We start from the raw sequence: 19,218 nt of genomic DNA on the forward strand, positions 1-19,218 counted from the left end.
CGGAAGGAAAAATTCGGGATGTGGAATTGCCGCTAACTCACCATGCCCGATTGCGGAACTGCAGCCCCGGCGCTGTTGCGCAAATCCGGGTCTGAGGGCAGCCCCACTTTCCCCGGACGGATTTACTCTACGGGCCCTGTGACAGGTATACCGAGAGCGGTGCAGCCGTTCAGAACGGCGATGCGAACTTAAAGCTCGGCGACCTGGCGTTCGAAGCCTTTTGCCATCAGGGATTGGCCGAGCAGCTTGATGCAGTTCATCTTTGACTCGACCCGGCTCGGGCGGTGAAATCCGCTCCACGCCGCCAGATGGCGCGGCCGGGATACTTTGATGCGCGCAGGACTTCGTTTCGTGCCTCCGCGCCCGGGCTCGTTGGCTTCCTGGGAGTGGCATTTTTGCGGGGCGGGATAACAGCGTCGGAACCACGGGCGGCAATCGTCTCGTGGCATCATAGGCCCCGTCGGCGGTCACGGAACCAATCTCTTCGCCTGCCGGGCAGGGGCTGTGTTTCTTGCGCCAAATGCGCGGCTTGGGGCCACCCGCTGCCCGGCAGTGTATCACGCAGTGATGTCCCGAGAGGGGATCAGCAGATTCAGCGGACCCGCGCCGCCACGGAACGGGACAGCCACGTTCAACTTTCGTGGCGGCGACACAGTGTACTGAAGTCCGGCACGGCCCAGCCCAGACCGGCCAGCCGCAGCAGGTTTTGTACGAAGCCCGCCGTCTGCCTCAGTGGCATCCCGAACAGTACTTTCAGGGTTAGACAGGTTTGGATCGCGGCGCCGCTGAACTGGCACCGGCGGCCGCGCTTGCCGGGCGGCGGCGGCGTCCAGATCATCCTCGGATCAAACCAGATGGTCAGAGATCCGCGTTGCTTCCAGGGAGCAAATTGGGCTGATGCCGCAAATTCACCGCGCCGGGCGCGAATGGCTGTCCTCCGGGACAGAGGCCGTTCGCCTGGTCGGGCTTGGACTAGCATTGGGCGGGACTTTGCTGCCGTTGCCTTTTCGGATGTTTGCCGACGCCGCATCTGCTCGCAGATGCGGCCCGCTCATCGCTGCGTTGCAGCCAATGAAGTCAGAGTGGTTATTCAAAGCTTCGTCGATGCCGAATTCTCAAACCGTCTTTTCGCTGGATTGCCCCATCTGAACTGGTCCACCGCAAGGTTTAGAAAACGGAGGATTGAGAATGGCGAACTAGCGACACAAGCCAGAGGAAATAGTTCAAAAGCTGCGGCAGGTTGATGTGCTTGTCGGACAACTGCCTTTGATAGTCAAAGGTCTGTTTCTCTGAACATGAACTTCTTGATGCGGGCATAGCCATAACCGATGTGAATGCGCTGGATGTATCCGACGGCCAGGATGTCATTCTCTGCCAGCGCGTTTTCGAGATCCACAAGCTCGGCAACCAAAGCATCGGCCACTTCAGCACCAGCGCGGTCGACAACCCTGTGCCAGGTGCTGGCGGCCTGATAATAGGCCTGGGTCCAGAAGGAACGCAGGACCGAGTTTCCGATCAGATCGCTGATCAGCGTGTTCAGCTGATCATTGACGATGACATATTGCCGGGAGTCGACTTGGTCGCCGAGTAGATGGGCCTGCTGCAGCAAGTCCCGGGCGCGGTCCAGGTGGCTCTCTTCGATCTGCGCGGGTGTTGTTGCGCCGATCAAGGCGGCCAGATGCAGCCGCATTTCGTAGACTTGCGCAATCTTCTGCGGCGGCAGCTCCATCACCACATTGCCGACGCCGTTGATCGTTTCCACCAGCCCGAGGTGGTTGATCCGGCTGATGGCATCGCGCACCGGCGTTCGACTGACGCCGAACTCCTTGGCCAGTTCCGCCTCCTTCAACCGGTCGCCGGGGGTGTATTCAAGGAAGCAGATCCGCTTGAGGATCAGGCGCTGAATGTCCTCGACACCAGGCTTGCGGTCGCCCCAACCGGGCGGTGTCAGTAATGTGGCATCTGCAGACAAGGCGGCTCCCTTTCCTGAGCGGCTTCGGGTCCTGCAGTACTAGCAAGGCTGTTTGCAGCAAAGAAGAGGCGATTTCAGTGATCCCGGAGCAGCCGCCCGTATCCCTCGATACGGTCCGGAAGGCCGGCCAGGCGCAGAACGTGCCACATCATCGCCTGGTTGGAGCAGATCACCGGCTTGCCTAGACGCTGCTCCAGCCGGTCAACGATCTCCAGCGACCGCAGCGCGCCGCAGCTGATGAACAGCGCGTCGCTGTCCGGCGTGTCCGCCTGCCGGGCGAATTCTGCCAGATACTCCGGGCTGACCCGAACCATATCGCTGTCTTTCTCGAGTTGCAGCCCCTGGATCTGCGTCACCTGGAACCCCGCGTTTTCAAGGTATTGGACCTCCTGGCGGTTAATCTCTTCCAGATAGGGCGTTGCCACGGCAATACGTCTTGCAGCTATCGCCCGCAATGCCGCAATCACCGCTGTGATCAGGCTGGTGGGCTTGGCATTCGGCGCCCCCTTGGACAGTTCGGCGGCGACGCGGTCCTCACCAACCACTAGGCTTCCAGAGGTGCAGCCATAGCAGATCACATCAAGACTGCCGTCCGGCAGCAGCGTCGCAGAGGCACGAGCCAGATCCCCGGCGTGGCGGCTGAGACTGGCGGCCGTGATGCTGTCTTCGATCCAGGCACGGGTGAAATGCAGCCCGATCCCGTCAGGGCAAAGCTGGAACATATCCCTCTCGATTGTCTGCTCGGTGGCGAGCAGCACAAAGCCGATTTTCGCTCGGTGATGGCGGCCTTTATCAAACATTTTTCTCTCCTTGAATTCGATGTGATGCATGCAGCAAAATCAAAATTGGACGAATTATTGCGAAAAATCAGGTATTGACGCAACAGCTGTATGCAGCTTAGCAAATTGATCAGGCCGATATTTCGATTCGAGCCGCGACTGAAACACGAACAGGGAGGAAACCTTCGTGGGGATCGCAACATTTTTCAAAGCGGGTGCCGCTGCCGCAGGAATGCTGGCCGCGACGCTGCCGGCCGCGCATGCCGAAGACATCATTCTGGGCCATGTGATGGACACCCAGCACATTTTTCACCAAGTCTCCGAGCGTTTCTCGGCGCGGCTGGATGAGCTGTCCGGCGGTGAGCTGAACGTCGACTACCACCCGGGCGGCGATCTGGGTGACTGGACCTCGATTGTCGAGCAGGTGTCGCAGGGCGCGGTGCAGATGACCATGTCCTGGAACCATTCGGAACTGGACCCGCGCTGGGACGTCTCTGTCCTGGGCTATGTCGCCAGCGACTGGGAAACCGGGCGCGAGATCTATGGCCCGGGTTCGGTGATGAACGGTGTCTATGACGGCATCATGAACGATCTGGGTATGGTGCTCTTGGGAACCATTCCAACCGATTTCACTGGATTCGTAGTGCGCAAGGGCGTCGACGTGCCGACCAATTTCCCAGACGAGGCCCAGGGCTTCAAGATGCGGGTGCCGGGCATGCCGATGGCGATCGAGCGCTACAAGGCCACCGGCTTTGCACCCGTCCCGATGGCCTTCAGCGAGGTGCATACAGCCCTTCAGACCGGCGCCATCGACGGCCGCGCCTATTCGCCGCCGTCCGAAGTGCTGCTGTTCAAGGATGTGGTCAGCGCCTACGTCTTCACCCGCGAGAACTTCGAGCACACTTTCTGGACAGCTAACAAGCGCTGGTTCGACAGCCTGGGCGAAGAGCAGCAGGGCTGGATTCGCACCGCCGCGGATGAGGCGGTGACCTGGGCCTGGGAAAACGCCGAGGCCGAAAGCCCCAAATGGTTTGCCCAGATGAAGGAGGCCGGCATCGACGTTGTCGAGCTGACACCTGAGCAGCTGGAGGCCTACCGCGAGCAGGTGACCGCAGTGGAATACCCCTACATGGAGCAGATCATCGGCGCCGATGTGATGGGCCAGATCAAGGCTGCCGCGGGCACCAACTGATCCCCGCTTTCCCGTGCCCGGGGGTTGCCCCGGGCACTGCACCGGCTGAGGAGGACGGCGCATGACCAAAGAACTTTTGCACACAGACAGCCTGGACAACGTCCTGACACCTGAGCCGATCATGCCGGCAGGCAGCGATGCTGCGGCACCGGTTTACCGCGGACTCGGCGTTTTCTATGCGGCTGAAGACAGGGTTGCCCTGTTGATGCGGGTGATACTGTTCGGTGCGATGATCGCACTGGGGCTGCTGATGGCAGCGCAGGTGTTCATGCGGTACGTGATCTCCTCGCCGTTTCTGGGGATCGAGGAGCTGGCGCCGATGCTGGCCCTGTGGATCTACTTCATCGGCATGGCCTATTGCACCCGCGAGCGTGACCATATCGAGGGCGGCGTGCTGACCCTGCTGACGCAGAACCGCAAGACCCTGCTGTCTGTCCGCCTGTTCGGCACCCTATGCTGTCTGGTGACGGTTCTGGTCTTCGCCTGGTTTGCCTGGGATTTCGCAGCCTACAACCTCTCCCTGAACCGCAAGAGCACCTACATGCGGCTGCCCAAATACATCTGGGATTTCAGCATGGTCTCCGGCTTTGCGCTGATGATCCTCTACCTGGTTCTGCAATTTTTTCTCGAAGCGCGCGCGCTTGTGACCGGACAGGGCGGAGACTGACCTCATGACCTTCTTCCTCATTGCCTTCCTGGCCATCATCTTCCTGTTGCTGATTGAGGTTCCGGTCGGGTTCGCCTTCGGCGCCGGGGCGCTTGGCTACGGGCTGATGTCCGGCACCAATATCTCCTTCCATGCCGGCTACGGCTATTCTCAGGTCAGCGCTTTCTCGCTGCTGGCAATCCCGCTGTTCATCCTGTCCGGCACGCTGATGGGCGCCTCCGGCATCTCCGAGCGGCTGTTGAACTTCGTCAATTCCTTTGTCGGCCGCACCAAGGGGGGCTTGGGCGCGGTGACCGTGCTGACCTGCGCCCTGTTCGGAGCAATTTCGGGCAGTGCTTCGGCCGCCATCGCCGCCATTGGCAAGATCATGGTGCCGCGGATGATCAAGGAGGGCTACCCGCCCGGCCATGCCACCGCGCTTGTTGCTGTGTCCTCGGTGCTGGCGCTGATGATCCCGCCTTCGATCCCGATGATCGTTTTCGCCATTGCAATCAGGGAGTCTGTCGCCAAGTGCTTCCTCGCCACGATGGGGCCGGGCGTGCTGCTGGCGCTGATCTACTGCGGGCTGAACTTCTTTTTCCTGCGCAATAACACAACCATCACAACGGCACCCAAACTGCCGATGCGTGAAACCCTGGCCGAGGCTGCACATACAGGCAAGAAAGCCAGCCTGGCCATCATCATGCCGGTGATCGTTCTGGGCGGCATCTACAGCGGCATCGCCACCCCGACTGAGGCAGGCGCGGTGGCACTGGTCTACACGCTGATCGTGGGCATTGCGATCTACCGCTCGCTCCCGATGCAGATGCTGTTCAACTCCACCGTCGAGGCGGCGCGGCTGACCGGTGCGATCCTGATGGTGCTGTTCTTTCTGTTCGTGATGAGCCGCGGCATGGTGCTAGCCAAGGTGCCGACCCAGTTTGCCGATCTGCTGCTGACGATTTCAGACAACAAGATCGTGATCCTGCTGCTGATCAACCTGCTGCTGCTGATCATGGGGATGATCATCGACGATGTCTCCGGCGGCGTGCTGGCAGCCATCATCCTTCTGCCCGTCACCCAGAAAATCGGCCTGGACCCGATCCACTTTGCTGCCATCGTCGGCACCAACCTGGGGCTGGGCAATATCTCCCCGCCCTGCGCCCCGCTGCTCTACATGGCCGGCGGCGTAACCCGCCAACCGCTGTCGGTTTATGTCGGCCCGACGATGAAGTTCCTGCTTCTGGGGCATTTTCCGATGGTCCTGATCGTGACCTTCGTGCCGCCGGTAGCCCTTTTCCTGCCCGGGCTGCTGGGCTGATTTGCCCGCTGTCCGCCACTCAATCCACCTAACAGAAGGAAGTCAGCACATGCTGGAAGAAGCCAAGAAACGCACCCTCATCCTGCAGGACCGCATGCGCCAGGCAGGTATCGGCAAAGCGGTGTTCACCGATGAAAGCTCGATCGCCTACCTGGCGGGCTTCTGGGGCTATCTCGGGATCGAATTCGGCCGTCCCTCGATGCTGGTGGTCGATGCGCGGGACGCGCCGGTTGTCATCACCCCGCTGATGGAATCCGAGATGGTGGCGGAAATGACCTGGGTCGAGGATGTGCAGACCTGGGAAGACATTGGCCCGCGCAGCTGGGGCCGGGCCCTGGCCAATGCCTTGGGCGAAAGTCCCAAGGAGATCTGGATCGAACGAAGCACCATTCCTGCAATCGTGCGCAACCACCTTGATGACACCTATCCCGGCGTGCCGCTGCGGGATATCTCGCCGGTGCTTGGCGCCATGCGCACTATCAAGACACCGTTTGAAATCAGCGTCATGAAGGAAGCAGGGCAGATTGCCGGTGCCATGATGGCCGCCGCTCATGACAGCCTGCGCGAAGGAGCGCGCGAGTACGAATCCGCGCTGGCGGTGATCGAAGCAGGCTCGCACAAGGCGGCCTCCTTCTTGACGGACAAGGGCTGGGACCGCTTCGTCTCGCCGATGATCCACAACCTGCAGATCCTGCAGAGCGGCACCGATGCCTCCATGGTGCACCGCCGCGCCAGCGTCAAAGCCTATGAAAAATTCGATCCGGTCTATTTCTGTTTCTGCAACATGGCGCAGTTCAAGCAGTACAAGCTGGGCTTCGACCGCATGTTCCACATCGGCGATGTGACCGACCAGGCACGTGATGTGCAGGAGGCTGCCATTGAAGCGCAGCAAGCCGCGATTGCTGCCATGCGCCCGGGCGTTTTGGCCGAGGATGTCGCCGCCGCGGCCAATGAGGTCTACCGCGCGCGCGGATATGAGACCGGCTACCGCACCGGCCGTTCCATCGGTGTCGCCTATCTGGAGGCACCGGAGCTGAAGGAAGGCGACAAGACTGTTCTGCAGCCGGGCATGACCTTTGCGGTCGATGGCGGCATTTCGGTGGACGGTGTGACCGCGGGCCGGATCGGCGACTCGGTTGTGGTGACTGAAACCGGCATTGAATACATCACCAGCTATCCCCGCGAAATCCTGCTGAGCAAGGGCTGAGCCATGACAGGCAACCTGAATATCGCAGTTGCCCAAAGCCCTGCGGACCTTGACGGTCCGCAGGCGCGGCTGGCGTGGCTTGGCAGCTGTCTGACCCGGCTGCAAGGGCAGCACACCGATCTGCTGGTGCTGCCTGAGCTGTTTCTGACCGGATATAACATCGGCAGCCGGGTTTCGGACTGGGCGGAACCAGCAGACGGTCCATCGGCGCAGGTGGTCGCGGAACTCGCCCGGGAGCACCAGGTGGCGATCCACTACGGATTTGCGGAGCAATCTGGCGGTGACCTGTTTAACTCAGCCTCGTGCATCGGCAAGGATGGAAACCTGCTGGCAAGCCACCGCAAACTGCTGCTGCCTCCTGGCTTTGAAGGGGACCATTTCAGCCCTGGCGAAACCTACACGCTGTTCGAGCTGGAAGGGTTCAAAGCTGCCACACTGATCTGCTATGACGCCGAGTTCCCTGAAACCTTCCGGGCGGTTGCTCAAGCCGGGGCAGAGCTGGTTCTGGTTCCCACCGCTTTGGGCGCGCAATGGGGTGTGGTGGCAAACACCGTCATCCCTGCGCGCGCGTTCGAAAACGGGGTGTTCGTTTGCTACGCAAATTCCTGCGGGCATGAAAATGGTATGGACTATTTCGGGGGCAGCTGTGTCGTCGCGCCCAATGGGCAGGACTTGGCCAGAGCAGGGACGGGCGAAGAATTGTTGAAGGCACGCATGGGAAAAGGCGCGGTTCCAATGGCCCAATCCCGGTTGCCATACCTGACCGACCGGCTAAAACTCCCCGATCTGATCAACTGACAAGATGAATGGAACCTGGCGATTGGCCATTTGTGCAACAAAAGAGGTTCACTGACTTCGAAATGGCTGAACTGGCGTACTGAATGGGAGAGTCTCCAATCGGACCGTGTCAGCCAATTCGTTTGAGTTTTCCTTCAGCACTTCGGCAACCGGAAACTGATCGTGGCAGTCATACTTGAATGAGATCAAAAATGATCTGGGAATAAGCTCTTTGCAATGTAAAGGCAGGTGCGCTCTGCCTTGCTGCGGTCGAATTCTTCTGCATGCAGGTGGAAGTCAGTCCACGTTCCCTCAAGGAGCGCTATCAGGCCGTCAGTTGCGAGTTCTGCGTCGGCATCAAGGTAATTCCCCTCGTCAATAAGAGTTTGGCAGAGCTCAATCATTACATCCCGCAGGCTCGCATCCCTGGAATCGATAGACTTGCGGTATTCCGGGTTCGAGTAAACCTCGGAGCGGAAGGCGAACCAAACAGCGACATCACGCCGGTTCAGAAAGTCCGGGGAAAGATCCAGCTGGATGATCCTCCTCAGTTTTTCTGCAGCGGGCAAGTCCGGGTCCAGGGCCACCTTGTTCCAGCGTTCGGAGTAACTGTTCGACAAGTCTTCGGCGACAGCCAGCAGAAGGTTTTCCTTGGTCTTGAAGTGCAGGTTGATCATGCCCCGCGACAGGCCTGAAATCTCCTGAATTGCGGCAATGGTTGCGCCCCGGAAGCCGTGTTTGAAAATGGCTTCCGCGGCGGAATCCAACAGGTGGCGCCGATTCTTCGACTTGCTGAATTCCCTGGCATTCAGCCCTTCCTCATGCTGGCCGGTATCGCTCACGTCTCCTCTGGACCTCTCTGCATTGAGTGAATGACCTTGAGTTTCCAATGACTTCCCACAGCCAAAGCCTAAAGGCAAAAGCTTTTGTTGACTTTGAATGTATGTATGTTCAGATTGTGATAAATGTTACAACACGGGTAAGGTCATGACGCTGCTGAATACCGATTTCGAAACCGTCCGCGATTGGGACAACGGGCATTTTGTTCATCCGTGGGAGGGGATGGCCTATATCGGCCAGAATGACAGGACCTTCACGGAAGGCGGTGAAGGCATCTATGTCACGACGGAAACGGGCGAGCGCCTGATCGATGGACCGGCAGGCATGTGGTGCGTGCAGATCGGTTACGGAAACACTGAGATCGTCGATGCGATGGCGGAACAGGCGCGCGAGCTGGCTTATTTCTCGCCATTCAACAACGCGAACTCCACCTCCGCACGCCTGGCCCACGAAATAGCCAAACGTACGCCGGGGGATCTGAACCACGTGTTCTTCACGACCGGTGGTTCGACCGCCGTGGACAGCGCGCTGCGGTTCATCCAGTTCCGTAACAACATTCTGGGACGGCCGGAAAAGAAAATCGTCATCTCGCGCCAGAAGGCTTATCACGGCTCGACCTATCTGGCGGCCTCGGTGAGCGGCAAGGAGCGCGACAAGGGCTGGCTGGATCAGGCGGAGCATCTGGCTCATTTCTTGCCCAACGTGAACCCTTATGTCCGCGCCGAAGGCCAGAGCATCGAGGCCTTTCTGGATGAAAAGGTGGCGGATCTGGAGAACGCCATTCTGCAGATCGGCGCCGAAAAGGTGGCGGCATTCATTGCTGAGCCGATCCTGTGTTCGGGTGGGGTGATTGTTCCGCCGGCGGGCTACCACAAACGCTGCCTCGAGGTGTGCCGTCGGCATGACGTGCTTTACATCTCCGACGAAGTTGTCACCGGTTTTGGCCGCATGGGCCACTGGTTCGCCTCGGAAGCGGTGTTCGACATCGTTCCTGACATCATCACCTGCGCCAAGGGCATGACCTCAGGCTATGTGCCGATGGGGGCCTGCATCATCTCGGACCGGCTGATTGCCGACGTTTCCGGTGACAAGTCCCAGGACGCGACCTTTTCGAACGGCTTCACTTACTCGGGCCATCCGGTCAGCGCAGCCGCTGCGCTCAAGAATATCGAGATCATTGAACGCGAGGGCATCCTTGAGCACGTGCAAAATGTCACTCCCCATTTCGAAGCACGGCTCGGAGCCCTCGCGGACCTCCCCCTTGTCGGCGATGCGCGCGGCAAGGGGCTGGTCGGCTGTGTCGAGTGCGTGGCTGATGCGTCGGCCGACGATGTGCTCGCACTCGACAAGACCGTGGGCGCGATGATCGATGCGCATTGCCAGGAAAACGGCCTCATCCTGCGCCCGATCATCAACATGTGCGTATTCTCGCCGCCGCTGGTGATCACGGATGGCCAGATCGACCAGATGTTCGACATCCTGGAGGACGGCATCCGCAAAACAACCGACGATCTCATCAAACAGGGGGTGAACCTCGCATGACACTGTACCGCATGCCTCCCGAGTGGGTCCCGCATGAGCGCACCTGGATGGCCTGGCCTTGTGCCGAAGGAACCTTTGGCGACAGCCTGCCGCAAGTGAGGCGCGAATATGCTGATGTCGCCAAGGCCATCGCACAGTTCGAACCTCTGACCATGCTCTATGACCCGGAGAACTGCGATGGGCTCGGAGAGCTTGAAGCCGAAGCCAATATTGAGCTGGTCTCTTGCCCGCTGGATGACAGTTGGCTGCGCGACAACGGGCCGACCTTCGTGCTGGGCGGCGATGGCTCGCTTGCTGGTGTGGACTGGACCTTTGACGGCTGGGGCGGTGATTGGCCCCACGAGAAAGATGCCAAGGTTGCCTCCCGCGTCATTGAGCTGGCGGGGGCAAAGCGGAACCCATCTGCCATGATCTATGAGGGCGGTGCGCTCAATATTGACGGCAACGGGACGTGTGTGGTCACGCGGCAATGCTATGAACACCGCACCCGCAATGGCGGGCCAAGCCCGGAAGAATTCGAAGCAGAGCTGTGCAGGCAACTGGGCCTGTCCAAGGTCATTTGGCTGAACCGCACGCTGGAGAATGACTCGACCAATGGCCACGTCGATGTCGTTGCGGCTTTTGTGCCCGGCGGCGTCCTCTGCCAGGTCAGCGCCGATCCGGAGGATTCCGACTATCAGAACCTGCTGGACAACCGCGCCATTCTGGAAGCGGAGACTGATGCGGCAGGCCAGCCGCTGACGATTTTCCAGGTGACCTCGCCGCCTGTAGACCGCAAACCGGACGGCAGCCGCCGCTTTCTGTCGTACATCAACTTCTATCTGGTGAACGGCGGCGTGATCGTCCCGCAATACGGTTTCCCCGAGCACGACCAGGAAGCGCTGGACGTCCTGTCCAGCCTGTTCCCGGACCGCATCGTAGTCGGCGTTCTGACCAACGCGATCGCCGATGGCGGCGGCAACATCCATTGCATCACCCAGCAGCAACCCAAAGCCGGAGCCCCCGTCCATGCGTAATGTAACCCTCGCTGCCACCCAGATGAGCTGTTCCTGGGACAAGGAAAACAATATTGCCAAGGCTGAGGAGCTGGTGCGCGACGCAGCCGGTCGCGGTGCCAATGTGATCCTGATCCAGGAACTGTTTGAGACGCCCTATTTCTGCATCGAACAGGCGCACAAACATTTCGCGCTGGCCAGCACTGTGGAAGAAAACACGGCTATCCGGCATTTTTCCTCCGTAGCCAGGGAGTTGGGGGTGGTCCTGCCGGTATCCTTCTTTGAACGTGCCGGGCAGAGCTACTTCAATTCGTTGGCAATGATTGACGCCGACGGAACGGTCATGGGGATTTACCGTAAGTCGCATATCCCCAATGACGTCGCTTACCAGGAGAAACAGTTCTTCAGCCCCGGCGATACCGGCTTCAAGGTCTGGGATACCGCCTTCGGGCGCGTGGGCGCGGCGATCTGCTGGGACCAGTGGTTCCCTGAAGCCGCCCGCTGCATGGTGTTGCAGGGTGCAGAAATGCTGCTTTATCCCACCGCCATCGGCTCCGAACCGACCCGCCCGGATGCCGATTGCATTCCCCATTGGCAGAGCGTGATGCGCGGCCATGCCGGTGCCAACCTGGTGCCGGTCGTTGCCAGCAACAGGGTGGGCGAGGAAGTCGCCACGGAGGACGAAAAACTGCGCATGGCCTTCTTCGGCGGCTCCTTCATCGCCGACCAATTTGGCCAGAAAGTAGCCGAGGCCGAGCGCGAGGACGGTGTGGTTCTGACCGCGGAGTTCGACCTGGATGCGGTGGCCGAAACGCGCCGCTACTGGGGGGTCTTCCGGGACCGCCGGCCGGACCTCTATGGCGCGATCAGCACCTTTGATGGACGCACGGGCTGACGGCCGGAGGGAGAAGCAAGGTGACTTTGGACAAGAATGCCAGACTGGGTCTGCTGCTGGCCACGCCGACGACGCTCTATGTTCTGTTGCTGATTGCAGCGCCTGTGGGGATGACGATTGCTTACTCCTTCTGGACCCAGGAATTCGTGGATGTGACGCGCGACTTCACCTGGGCCAACTACCGGGAAGTCTTTACAGACCCATTGTACCGCACGCTGATCTTCCGCTCGGTCCGGATCGCCGCGATGGTGACGCTGCTGACCGTTCTGCTGGCTTACCCTGTGGCCTACCACATCGCGTTCAATGTCAAGAAAAACAAGGCGATGTGGCTGTTTCTGGTGACCATCCCCTTCTGGACAAGCTACCTGCTGCGGGTGTTCTCTTGGAAGCTCATCCTTGCACAGAACGGGGTGGTCAATTCCGCGTTGCTGTGGCTCGGTGTCATCGACAGCCCCATCGACACTCTGCTTTACAACTCCGAAGCCGTGGTGGTGACTCTGGCACACGCCTGGGCTCCCTTTGCGATCCTGCCGATCTTTGTGTCACTGGAAAAGATCGACCGCAGCTATTTGGAGGCGGCAAAGGATCTGGGGGAGGGGCCGGTGCGCAGCTTCCTGCGGGTGACCCTGCCGCTGTCGATCCCCGGCATCATCGGTGCCAGCATGATCATCTTCATTCCCACCGTTGGCGATTACGTCACCCCGGCGCTGGTTGGCGGGTCGGACGGCGCAATGGTCGCCAACATGATCCAGGTCCAGTTCGGCAAGGCCAACAACTGGCCACTGGGGGCGGCGCTGGCGCTGTCGGCCGTGGTCTGCGTGACAGGTGCTGCCTGCCTGCTGGTGCTAGGCCTGAAACTGATTGAAAGGAGCCTGAAATGAACCGCGTTGTTGCCGTTCTGTCGCGGATTGGCAGGCTGCTGCCCGCCTATGCGGTGCTCTATATCGGGTTCTTGTACCTGCCGATCCTGCTGCTGCCGCTGTTTTCCTTCAATGACTCCAAAGTACTCGGTTTCCCGCTGACAGGCTTCACGACAAAATGGTACGCGAGCCTGGCTGAACAGACGGCCCTGTTTGAGGCTTTGAAAAACAGTTTGATCGTGGCCGTTGTTTCGGCGGTGGTGGCCACCAGCCTGGGCACGCTGATCTCACGCGCGATCACCAAGCACCGCTACCCGCTGCGCCGGACCAGCCAGACCATCGTCATGGCACCGCTGGTGATGCCCGAAATCATCATCGCCATTTCGCTGCTGATCGTGTTCCTCGGCATCGGCATCGGCACCACGCTTTTCACCGTGATCCTGGCCCATTCGCTGCTGACCATTCCGTTCTGCGTGTCGATCATGACATCAGCCTTCGGTCAGTTCGATGATGCGCTGGAAGAGGCCGCCGTTGACCTCGGGGAAACCTCCTGGGGCGCACTGCGGCGGGTGACGCTGCCGGTTGTCTCGCCGGGGATCATTTCCTGCCTGCTGATCAGCTTCACGGTCTCCTTCGATGAGTTCATCCTGGCCTTCTTCCTGTCCGGCAACAGCCCGACGCTGCCGGTCTATATCTGGAGCCAGGTGCGTTTCCCCGCGAAGCTGCCGAACGTGATCGCGCTCGGCTCGCTCCTCATCCTTGTTTCCATCCTGTTCCTGCTGGTGGCCGAACGCTTCCGCCGCCGCAGCGAACGTTTCACCCAGCAACCCGAGTAGGACCGCCCGGCATGGATCAACAAATCGCCGTCAATATCGCCAATGTCAGCAAGTCCTTCGGCAGCTTCCAGGCTGTGAGGAACGTGAACCTGCAGCTTAAGGAAGGGGAGTTCTTCTCGCTGCTCGGCCCGTCGGGCTGCGGCAAGTCCACGCTGCTCAGAATGATCGCAGGCTTCGAGGAGCCGTCGGAAGGCACCATCTCAATCGGCGGCCTGCCCATGGCCAGGATTGATGCCAACCACCGGCCGACGAATATGGTGTTTCAGAGCTATGCCATTTTTCCGCATCTGAACGTCGAGGAGAACATCATCTTCGGCCTGGCGCGTTCCGGCCTGAGCCGGGCGGAGAAACGGTCCAGGGCAGAAGCCATGTTGGCCAAGGTCGACCTGGAGGGGCTGGGCCGGCGCGGCGCGCATGAATTGTCGGGCGGCCAGCGCCAGCGGGTGGCCCTGGCCCGGGCCCTGGTACTGGAACCCAAGGTCCTGCTGCTGGATGAGCCGATGTCGGCGCTCGACAAGAAGCTGCGCGAACAGATGCAGATGGAGCTGCGGGCATTACAGCGCTCGGTTGGGATCACCTTCCTGATGGTAACTCATGACCAGAATGAGGCGATGACGATCTCGGACCGCTGCGGCGTGATGTTCGAGGGCAAGCTCGCACAGGTTGCCACACCGCACGAGCTCTATCAGAAGCCCAACACCAAACAGGTCGCGGATTTCATCGGCGGGATGAACTTCTTCGATGGCAGTATCAAGGCCAATGGTGGCAATCAGCTTGAAGTTGAATTGCCTCGGTTCGGGCAGCTTTCGGTCGATGCGCATGGCGTTTCGGATGGCATTGGAGCCGCAGTCACGATCGGCCTGCGGCCCGAGCGCGTTCATATCGGCAGCGACCGCCCTGAAGGGGCCGATGTGGCCGTTCCGGCGCGTGTGATCGACCGGGCCTTCTATGGCGAAACAATCCACTACTATCTGGAGCTTGAGGGCCGGACTGATCCGCTGATCGCCTCGGTGACAAATTTCGAACGGGCTGACCATTTTGAGATCGGTGATGCCGTGTGGTCAGGCTTTCGAGGCGGTGCGGCCGTCGCCCTTCCCCAGAAATGAACCGAATGTCCTGAGAGGAGGAATACCCATGAAGATCAAATCTCTTTCGGCCGGTCTGGCCCTGGGAACGCTGGCCGCCTTTGGCGCCAGTGCGGGCCAGATCACCGTGTTTGACTGGTCAGGCTACGACGATCCAGGCTTCTTTAACGCCTATGTCGAAAAACATGGAAGCGCCCCCGACTTCTCGTTTTTTGCGGATGACCACGAGGGCTTCAACAAGCTGCGTTCCGGTTTCAAGGCCGATCTGGCCCATCCCTGCAGTGGGTTGATCGGTAAGATGCGCGCTGCCGACCTGATCAAGCCGATTGACACCGCGCGCTTGGATGCCTGGGGCGAACTGCTTCCCACATTGGCTCAACTGCCGGAAGTGTCGTCGGACGGCCAAGTCTGGATGGTGCCTTTTGATTGGGGAAATACCGGTCTCGTCTACCGGACAGATCTCGTCGAAGGCGATATCGACCTGAAGATGCTGGCGGACCCGGCGCTGGCCGGCAAGGTTTCACTGCCGGACGTGGTCGAAGATGCCTACGGGTTTGCAGCGCTGGCTGTTGGCGTCAACGACTGGAGCGAAATGACGGATGAGAAATTCCAGGAGGCGTCGGACTTCCTGCGGGCTGTCCATAAAAACGTGCGTTTCTACTGGAGCGATCAAGGGCAGTTGGATGCGGCCATCAAGTCAGGAGAGATCCACGCCGCCTGGGCCTGGAATGCGACCGAACTGGCGCTGATCTTCGATAATGTTCCGGTGAAACTGGTGCGTGACCTTGAAGTGGGCGTTGCCAGCTGGGCTTGCGGCTATGTGCATCTCAAGGACGGCGAAGGCAGCGATGAGGACGTGTATGACTTCCTAAACGCGCTGTCGGATGCCGAGAGCGGTAAATACCTGATCGAGGCTTGGGGCTATGCACACGCCAACGCTGGTTCCTATAGGATCGCCGATCAGGAGGCTGTGAGAGCTTACGGCTATTCCGATCCCGAAGGCTTCATGGCTGAAAGCCTGTTCGGTTTCCGCGTGCCCAACGAGATGGCTGCGAAAATGCTGAAGGAATTCGAGCGGATCAAGGCCGGTTTCTGATCCGGCCGCAGATCACCCAATGGCGGCGCCAGCGCCGCCGCAACCCTGCCACCACATGAGAGATCCATGGTAAAAACACCCTACGCTGACGGTTTCCGTATGCCTGCCCGGTTTGCACCCCACGCCCGCACCTACATCGGCTGGCCGACCGAGCTGAACTACCGAAGTGACTTGGCGCGGTCCCGGGCGGAATATGCCGGTGTTGTCCGTGCGGTGGCGGAATTTGAGCCGGTGACCGTGATCGCCGACCCCGGCGACGCGGCCGACGCGCGGGCCGCGCTTGCCGGTTGCGGCAATTCCGAGATTCTGGAAATCCCGATCAACGACGCCTGGCTGCGCGACAGCGGCTGGATCTTCGTCAAGAACGATGACGGCGAAGTCGCACTGGTCCAATTCCAGTTTAACGGCTGGGGCGGAAAATACGCCTGCGACAAGGACATGCGCGTTGCTGAACATCTTGCCGACCATCTCGGCATCAGGCTCTATCATGCGCCGTTCATTTGCGAGGGCGGCGGCATCACTGTCGACGGCGAAGGCACGCTGATCACCACCGAACAGGTGATGCGCAATGCCAACCGGTATAACGGTGTGTCGCGGGACGATCTCGAAGGGTCGCTAAGGGATTGCCTTGGCATTGAGGAGGTCATCTGGCTGGGGCTGGGGCTGGTCGAGGACGCCGGCACCGACGGCCATGCCGACAACGTGGTGGAATACCTCGCGCCGGGTGTTGTGCTGGCTCAAACGGTGACAGATCCGTCGAACCCGAACTATGAGCTGTGCCAGGAAAACCTGCGCCGCCTCAAAGACGCCACGGACGCAAAAGGGCGCAAGCTCGAAGTGATCGAGATGCCGCGCTTGCCCTACACCGATCCGGCCCATGGGGAGCCCATGCCGGTGCCCTATGTGAATGCCTACGCCGTCAACAATGCGCTGATCACCCCGATGCTGGGAGGGGCAGATGATGATCAGGCCCGCGCCGAATTGGAAGGGCTGTTCCCCGGCCGCAGAATCGTGGGCGTTGACAGCACCTTCATTGCGCTCGATGGCGGCGGTATCGGCTGCATCACACAGCAGCAGCCTGCCGGTGCTTTGGCTGCTCCATTAGGCGCTGCAGGGCAAAATTAGTGAAAGTTGGCCTCGTACGGGGCCAACTTGACTTGGTGTTTGCCTCACGCGCATCGGTAAGTTTGGGCACTGACCCGGGTCTCTCGGCAAGCAGCAGAAAAGTCCGTTTTGGAGACGCTGCACAGCGGCGCAAGGAACTCCGGCAAATGGCAGGTTAGGGCCGGTCGCGCTTATGGCTGGAGCGGTGCGATCAAGGCTTTGCAAATTCAGCTTCCTGCGCAGACTTGCCGTTAGCTGCGAGCTATCATGGGTTTATATGATTGCGGAGAGGGCAGGTAGGATACGGCGGTTGCCTGCTCCCGCAACCAAAAATTCAAAACAATATCAACGCCTAACGCCCCGCAAAAGCGGGGCTTTCTGCATTGGCACATGCCGCGCTGGAAGCGCTGTGAAAGCAGAAGAACGTAAAACGCGCTGGTGCGCAGGGGCAACGCCTTCGCTGCCGGGAATTATTCTGATCGTGAGCTAGCTTCACATTTGCGACGGCTGATCCGAGCCCTCAGCCGTCATTACCTTGGGGGCGAGCGACCTGTTCATCCTGCGCGGTATCCCGGCCTATATCCGGTCTGACAACGGGCCTGAGTTCGTCGCCCAGGCTGTCCGGGACTGGATTGCAGCCGTTCCCGAATCGAATTTCGATATCAAGTTGGCTTGATTGGATCGCGCTAGCCCAAGTACCCATATGCAATTGCATATTGACCTCCGGATATCGCACCCGGAAATCAGGCAACTGCTTTAAAAGCCAGAGCTGCGCGAAGGTCGGAAGGCAAGGGCCGGGCGGACGAATCACGCCTGGTTGCGGACATGATCGTGCTTGCCTGCCAGTATGGCCGCTACGGCTATCGGCGGAGCGCAGCATTCCTGGCTGTGAAAAGTCGAGGGCAACGTCTTTGGCCTAGGCCCAGAGATCGAGATCCTGAGAGATCAACTCGCTGCCGGTATCGACTCTGATCGTCTTGGGGTAGCCAAGGCTGTTGAGCGCAAATAGAGTGATAACAACAAAGATAGTTGGAGATCTGCCCAATATGACACCTTTCGCAATTGCTGGTGTTCAGATGCATGTCGCTGCCCTTCACTCGAATGTCGAGGCAATGCGCCATAGGATTGAAATACTGATGGCACGGTTTCCTTGGACGCAGATGGTGCTATTTTCTGAACTGGCACCTTACGGGCCGCTGGACCAGTTTGCTCAATCGTTTCCGAATGATGCATTGCAGCAGTTCCAGGAAGACGCCCGCCGATTTGGTATTTGGCTGATCCCCGGCTCCATGTTCGAAAAAACCGAAGATGGCCGGATTCTCAACACCTCCGTGGTGATCAACCCGGAAGGTGAGATCGTCGCAAAATACTCCAAGATGTTCCCGTTCAGACCGTATGAGGCGGGGATTTCGGCCGGCACCGAATTCTGTGTGTTTGACGTGCCCGGAGTTGGCCGGTTCGGCCTGTCGATTTGCTATGACATCTGGTTCCCGGAAACCACGCGGCAGCTGACCAGCCAGGGGGTGGAAGTGCTGCTGCACCCGGTGCTGACCGGCACAACCGACCGGGAGGCGGAGATCGCAATCGCACGGGCGACCGCCGCCCAGTTCCAATGCTATGTATTCGACGTCAACGGGCTGAGCGCCGGCGGCGTCGGCCGTTCGCTGGTGGTGGACCCTTCGGCCACCGTGCTGCACCAGTCGGCGGGGCAGGAGGATATGTTCCCGATCGAGATCGACCTGGATCAGGTCCGGCGCCAGCGTGAGACAGGCCTCAAGGGACTGGGGCAGGTTCTGAAGAGCTTCCGCGACCGGGAAGCGGAGTTCACTGTATACGACCGCACCAGCGGGGCTGATGCCTATCTGAAAACGCTGGGGCCGCTTGAGACGCCGGGTCAGGGATCGCAGCGCGGGCTGCAGTCCTCCGACCCGCGCAGCTCGATTGAGAATTTTGAGCAGACGTTACATTCGCCGCATCAATTTTCCGTTTTTCCTGGAAAGACGGGTTCTGATTAACCGGACTGGAAGGCGGCGCAGGTCCTGACGCGACAGAAGGGAGGCAGGTTTTGAAC

The 19,218-nt window shown here is 59.9% G+C and carries 18 protein-coding genes and 1 pseudogene; 15 read left to right on the forward strand and 4 right to left on the reverse strand.

The features are described from left to right. Positions 1-122: 122 nt before the first annotated feature. From RA24_RS22840 to RA24_RS18880, 3 genes and pseudogenes are all read right to left on the reverse strand, one after another. Positions 123-928 (reverse strand): annotated as a pseudogene (locus RA24_RS22840) (transposase). A gap of 345 nt (positions 929-1,273) precedes the next feature. Beyond that, positions 1,274-1,972: a GntR family transcriptional regulator gene (locus RA24_RS18875; protein WP_039174500.1), complete on the reverse strand. Its 699-nt coding sequence runs from the start codon at positions 1,970-1,972 to the stop codon at positions 1,274-1,276. A 74-nt stretch (positions 1,973-2,046) separates the two neighbouring features. After that, complete coding sequence (locus RA24_RS18880; RefSeq protein WP_082020399.1) at positions 2,047-2,772, reverse strand: maleate cis-trans isomerase family protein; 726 nt, start codon at positions 2,770-2,772, stop codon at positions 2,047-2,049. A gap of 166 nt (positions 2,773-2,938) precedes the next feature. Here RA24_RS18880 and dctP point away from each other — a divergent pair, with 166 nt between their 5' ends. The 5 genes from dctP (at position 2,939) to RA24_RS18905 (ending at position 7,915) form a co-directional block, all read left to right on the forward strand. Beyond that, positions 2,939-3,943 carry a TRAP transporter substrate-binding protein DctP gene (gene dctP, locus RA24_RS18885; RefSeq protein ID WP_039193531.1) on the forward strand — a complete coding sequence of 335 codons (1,005 nt, stop codon included), beginning with the start codon at positions 2,939-2,941 and terminating at the stop codon, positions 3,941-3,943. Positions 3,944-4,004: 61 nt separating this feature from the next. Continuing rightward, positions 4,005-4,610 (forward strand): TRAP transporter small permease, encoded by a 606-nt coding sequence (locus tag RA24_RS18890; protein ID WP_039193533.1) that lies wholly within the window; start codon positions 4,005-4,007, stop codon positions 4,608-4,610. Positions 4,611-4,614: 4 nt separating this feature from the next. Beyond that, complete coding sequence (locus RA24_RS18895; protein WP_039193535.1) at positions 4,615-5,910, forward strand: TRAP transporter large permease; 1,296 nt, start codon at positions 4,615-4,617, stop codon at positions 5,908-5,910. A gap of 49 nt (positions 5,911-5,959) precedes the next feature. Further along, on the forward strand, positions 5,960-7,117 hold the full coding sequence (locus tag RA24_RS18900; RefSeq protein WP_039193538.1) for a M24 family metallopeptidase: 1,158 nt from the start codon (positions 5,960-5,962) through the stop codon (positions 7,115-7,117). A 3-nt stretch (positions 7,118-7,120) separates the two neighbouring features. Continuing rightward, positions 7,121-7,915 (forward strand): carbon-nitrogen hydrolase family protein, encoded by a 795-nt coding sequence (locus RA24_RS18905; RefSeq protein ID WP_019294438.1) that lies wholly within the window; start codon positions 7,121-7,123, stop codon positions 7,913-7,915. A gap of 185 nt (positions 7,916-8,100) precedes the next feature. Here the strand turns inward: RA24_RS18905 and RA24_RS18910 are convergent, their stop codons facing one another. Continuing rightward, positions 8,101-8,736: a TetR/AcrR family transcriptional regulator gene (locus RA24_RS18910; protein ID WP_019294437.1), complete on the reverse strand. Its 636-nt coding sequence runs from the start codon at positions 8,734-8,736 to the stop codon at positions 8,101-8,103. Positions 8,737-8,881: 145 nt separating this feature from the next. Between RA24_RS18910 and RA24_RS18915 the strand changes: the two genes are divergently transcribed. The 10 genes from RA24_RS18915 (at position 8,882) to RA24_RS18955 (ending at position 19,162) form a co-directional block, all read left to right on the forward strand. Beyond that, positions 8,882-10,276, forward strand: coding sequence for an aminotransferase (locus tag RA24_RS18915; RefSeq protein WP_039193539.1), 1,395 nt, complete (start codon positions 8,882-8,884; stop codon positions 10,274-10,276). Next, entirely contained in the window at positions 10,273-11,292 is a 1,020-nt protein-coding gene (locus RA24_RS18920; protein ID WP_039193542.1) for an agmatine deiminase family protein, read from the forward strand. Before RA24_RS18915 ends, RA24_RS18920 begins: the two co-directional genes overlap by 4 nt. Next, entirely contained in the window at positions 11,285-12,166 is an 882-nt protein-coding gene (aguB, locus tag RA24_RS18925) for an N-carbamoylputrescine amidase (RefSeq protein WP_039193543.1), read from the forward strand. The genes RA24_RS18920 and aguB overlap by 8 nt, the downstream gene beginning before the upstream one ends. 26 nt (positions 12,167-12,192) lie before the next feature. After that, a complete protein-coding gene (locus RA24_RS18930) occupies positions 12,193-13,047 on the forward strand; it encodes an ABC transporter permease (RefSeq protein WP_039152261.1) in 855 nt (284 codons plus the stop codon). Beyond that, entirely contained in the window at positions 13,044-13,862 is an 819-nt protein-coding gene (locus RA24_RS18935) for an ABC transporter permease (protein WP_052269632.1), read from the forward strand. The genes RA24_RS18930 and RA24_RS18935 overlap by 4 nt, the downstream gene beginning before the upstream one ends. Positions 13,863-13,873: 11 nt before the next feature. Then, positions 13,874-14,968, forward strand: coding sequence for an ABC transporter ATP-binding protein (locus tag RA24_RS18940; protein WP_039193546.1), 1,095 nt, complete (start codon positions 13,874-13,876; stop codon positions 14,966-14,968). 28 nt (positions 14,969-14,996) lie between these two features. Beyond that, positions 14,997-16,043 (forward strand): extracellular solute-binding protein, encoded by a 1,047-nt coding sequence (locus RA24_RS18945; protein WP_019294430.1) that lies wholly within the window; start codon positions 14,997-14,999, stop codon positions 16,041-16,043. A gap of 66 nt (positions 16,044-16,109) precedes the next feature. Beyond that, positions 16,110-17,168: an agmatine deiminase family protein gene (locus RA24_RS18950; RefSeq protein ID WP_052269633.1), complete on the forward strand. Its 1,059-nt coding sequence runs from the start codon at positions 16,110-16,112 to the stop codon at positions 17,166-17,168. Positions 17,169-17,682: 514 nt separating this feature from the next. Continuing rightward, the gene (locus RA24_RS22590; RefSeq protein WP_193747154.1) at positions 17,683-17,823 is read left to right on the forward strand and encodes a hypothetical protein; all 141 of its coding nucleotides are present in this window, start codon (positions 17,683-17,685) and stop codon (positions 17,821-17,823) included. A gap of 370 nt (positions 17,824-18,193) precedes the next feature. Then, a complete protein-coding gene (locus RA24_RS18955; protein ID WP_039174481.1) occupies positions 18,194-19,162 on the forward strand; it encodes a carbon-nitrogen hydrolase family protein in 969 nt (322 codons plus the stop codon). The last annotated feature ends 56 nt before the right edge of the window (positions 19,163-19,218 follow it).

Source organism: Leisingera sp. ANG-M6 (assembly GCF_000813905.1).
Classification (GTDB): domain Bacteria; phylum Pseudomonadota; class Alphaproteobacteria; order Rhodobacterales; family Rhodobacteraceae; genus Leisingera.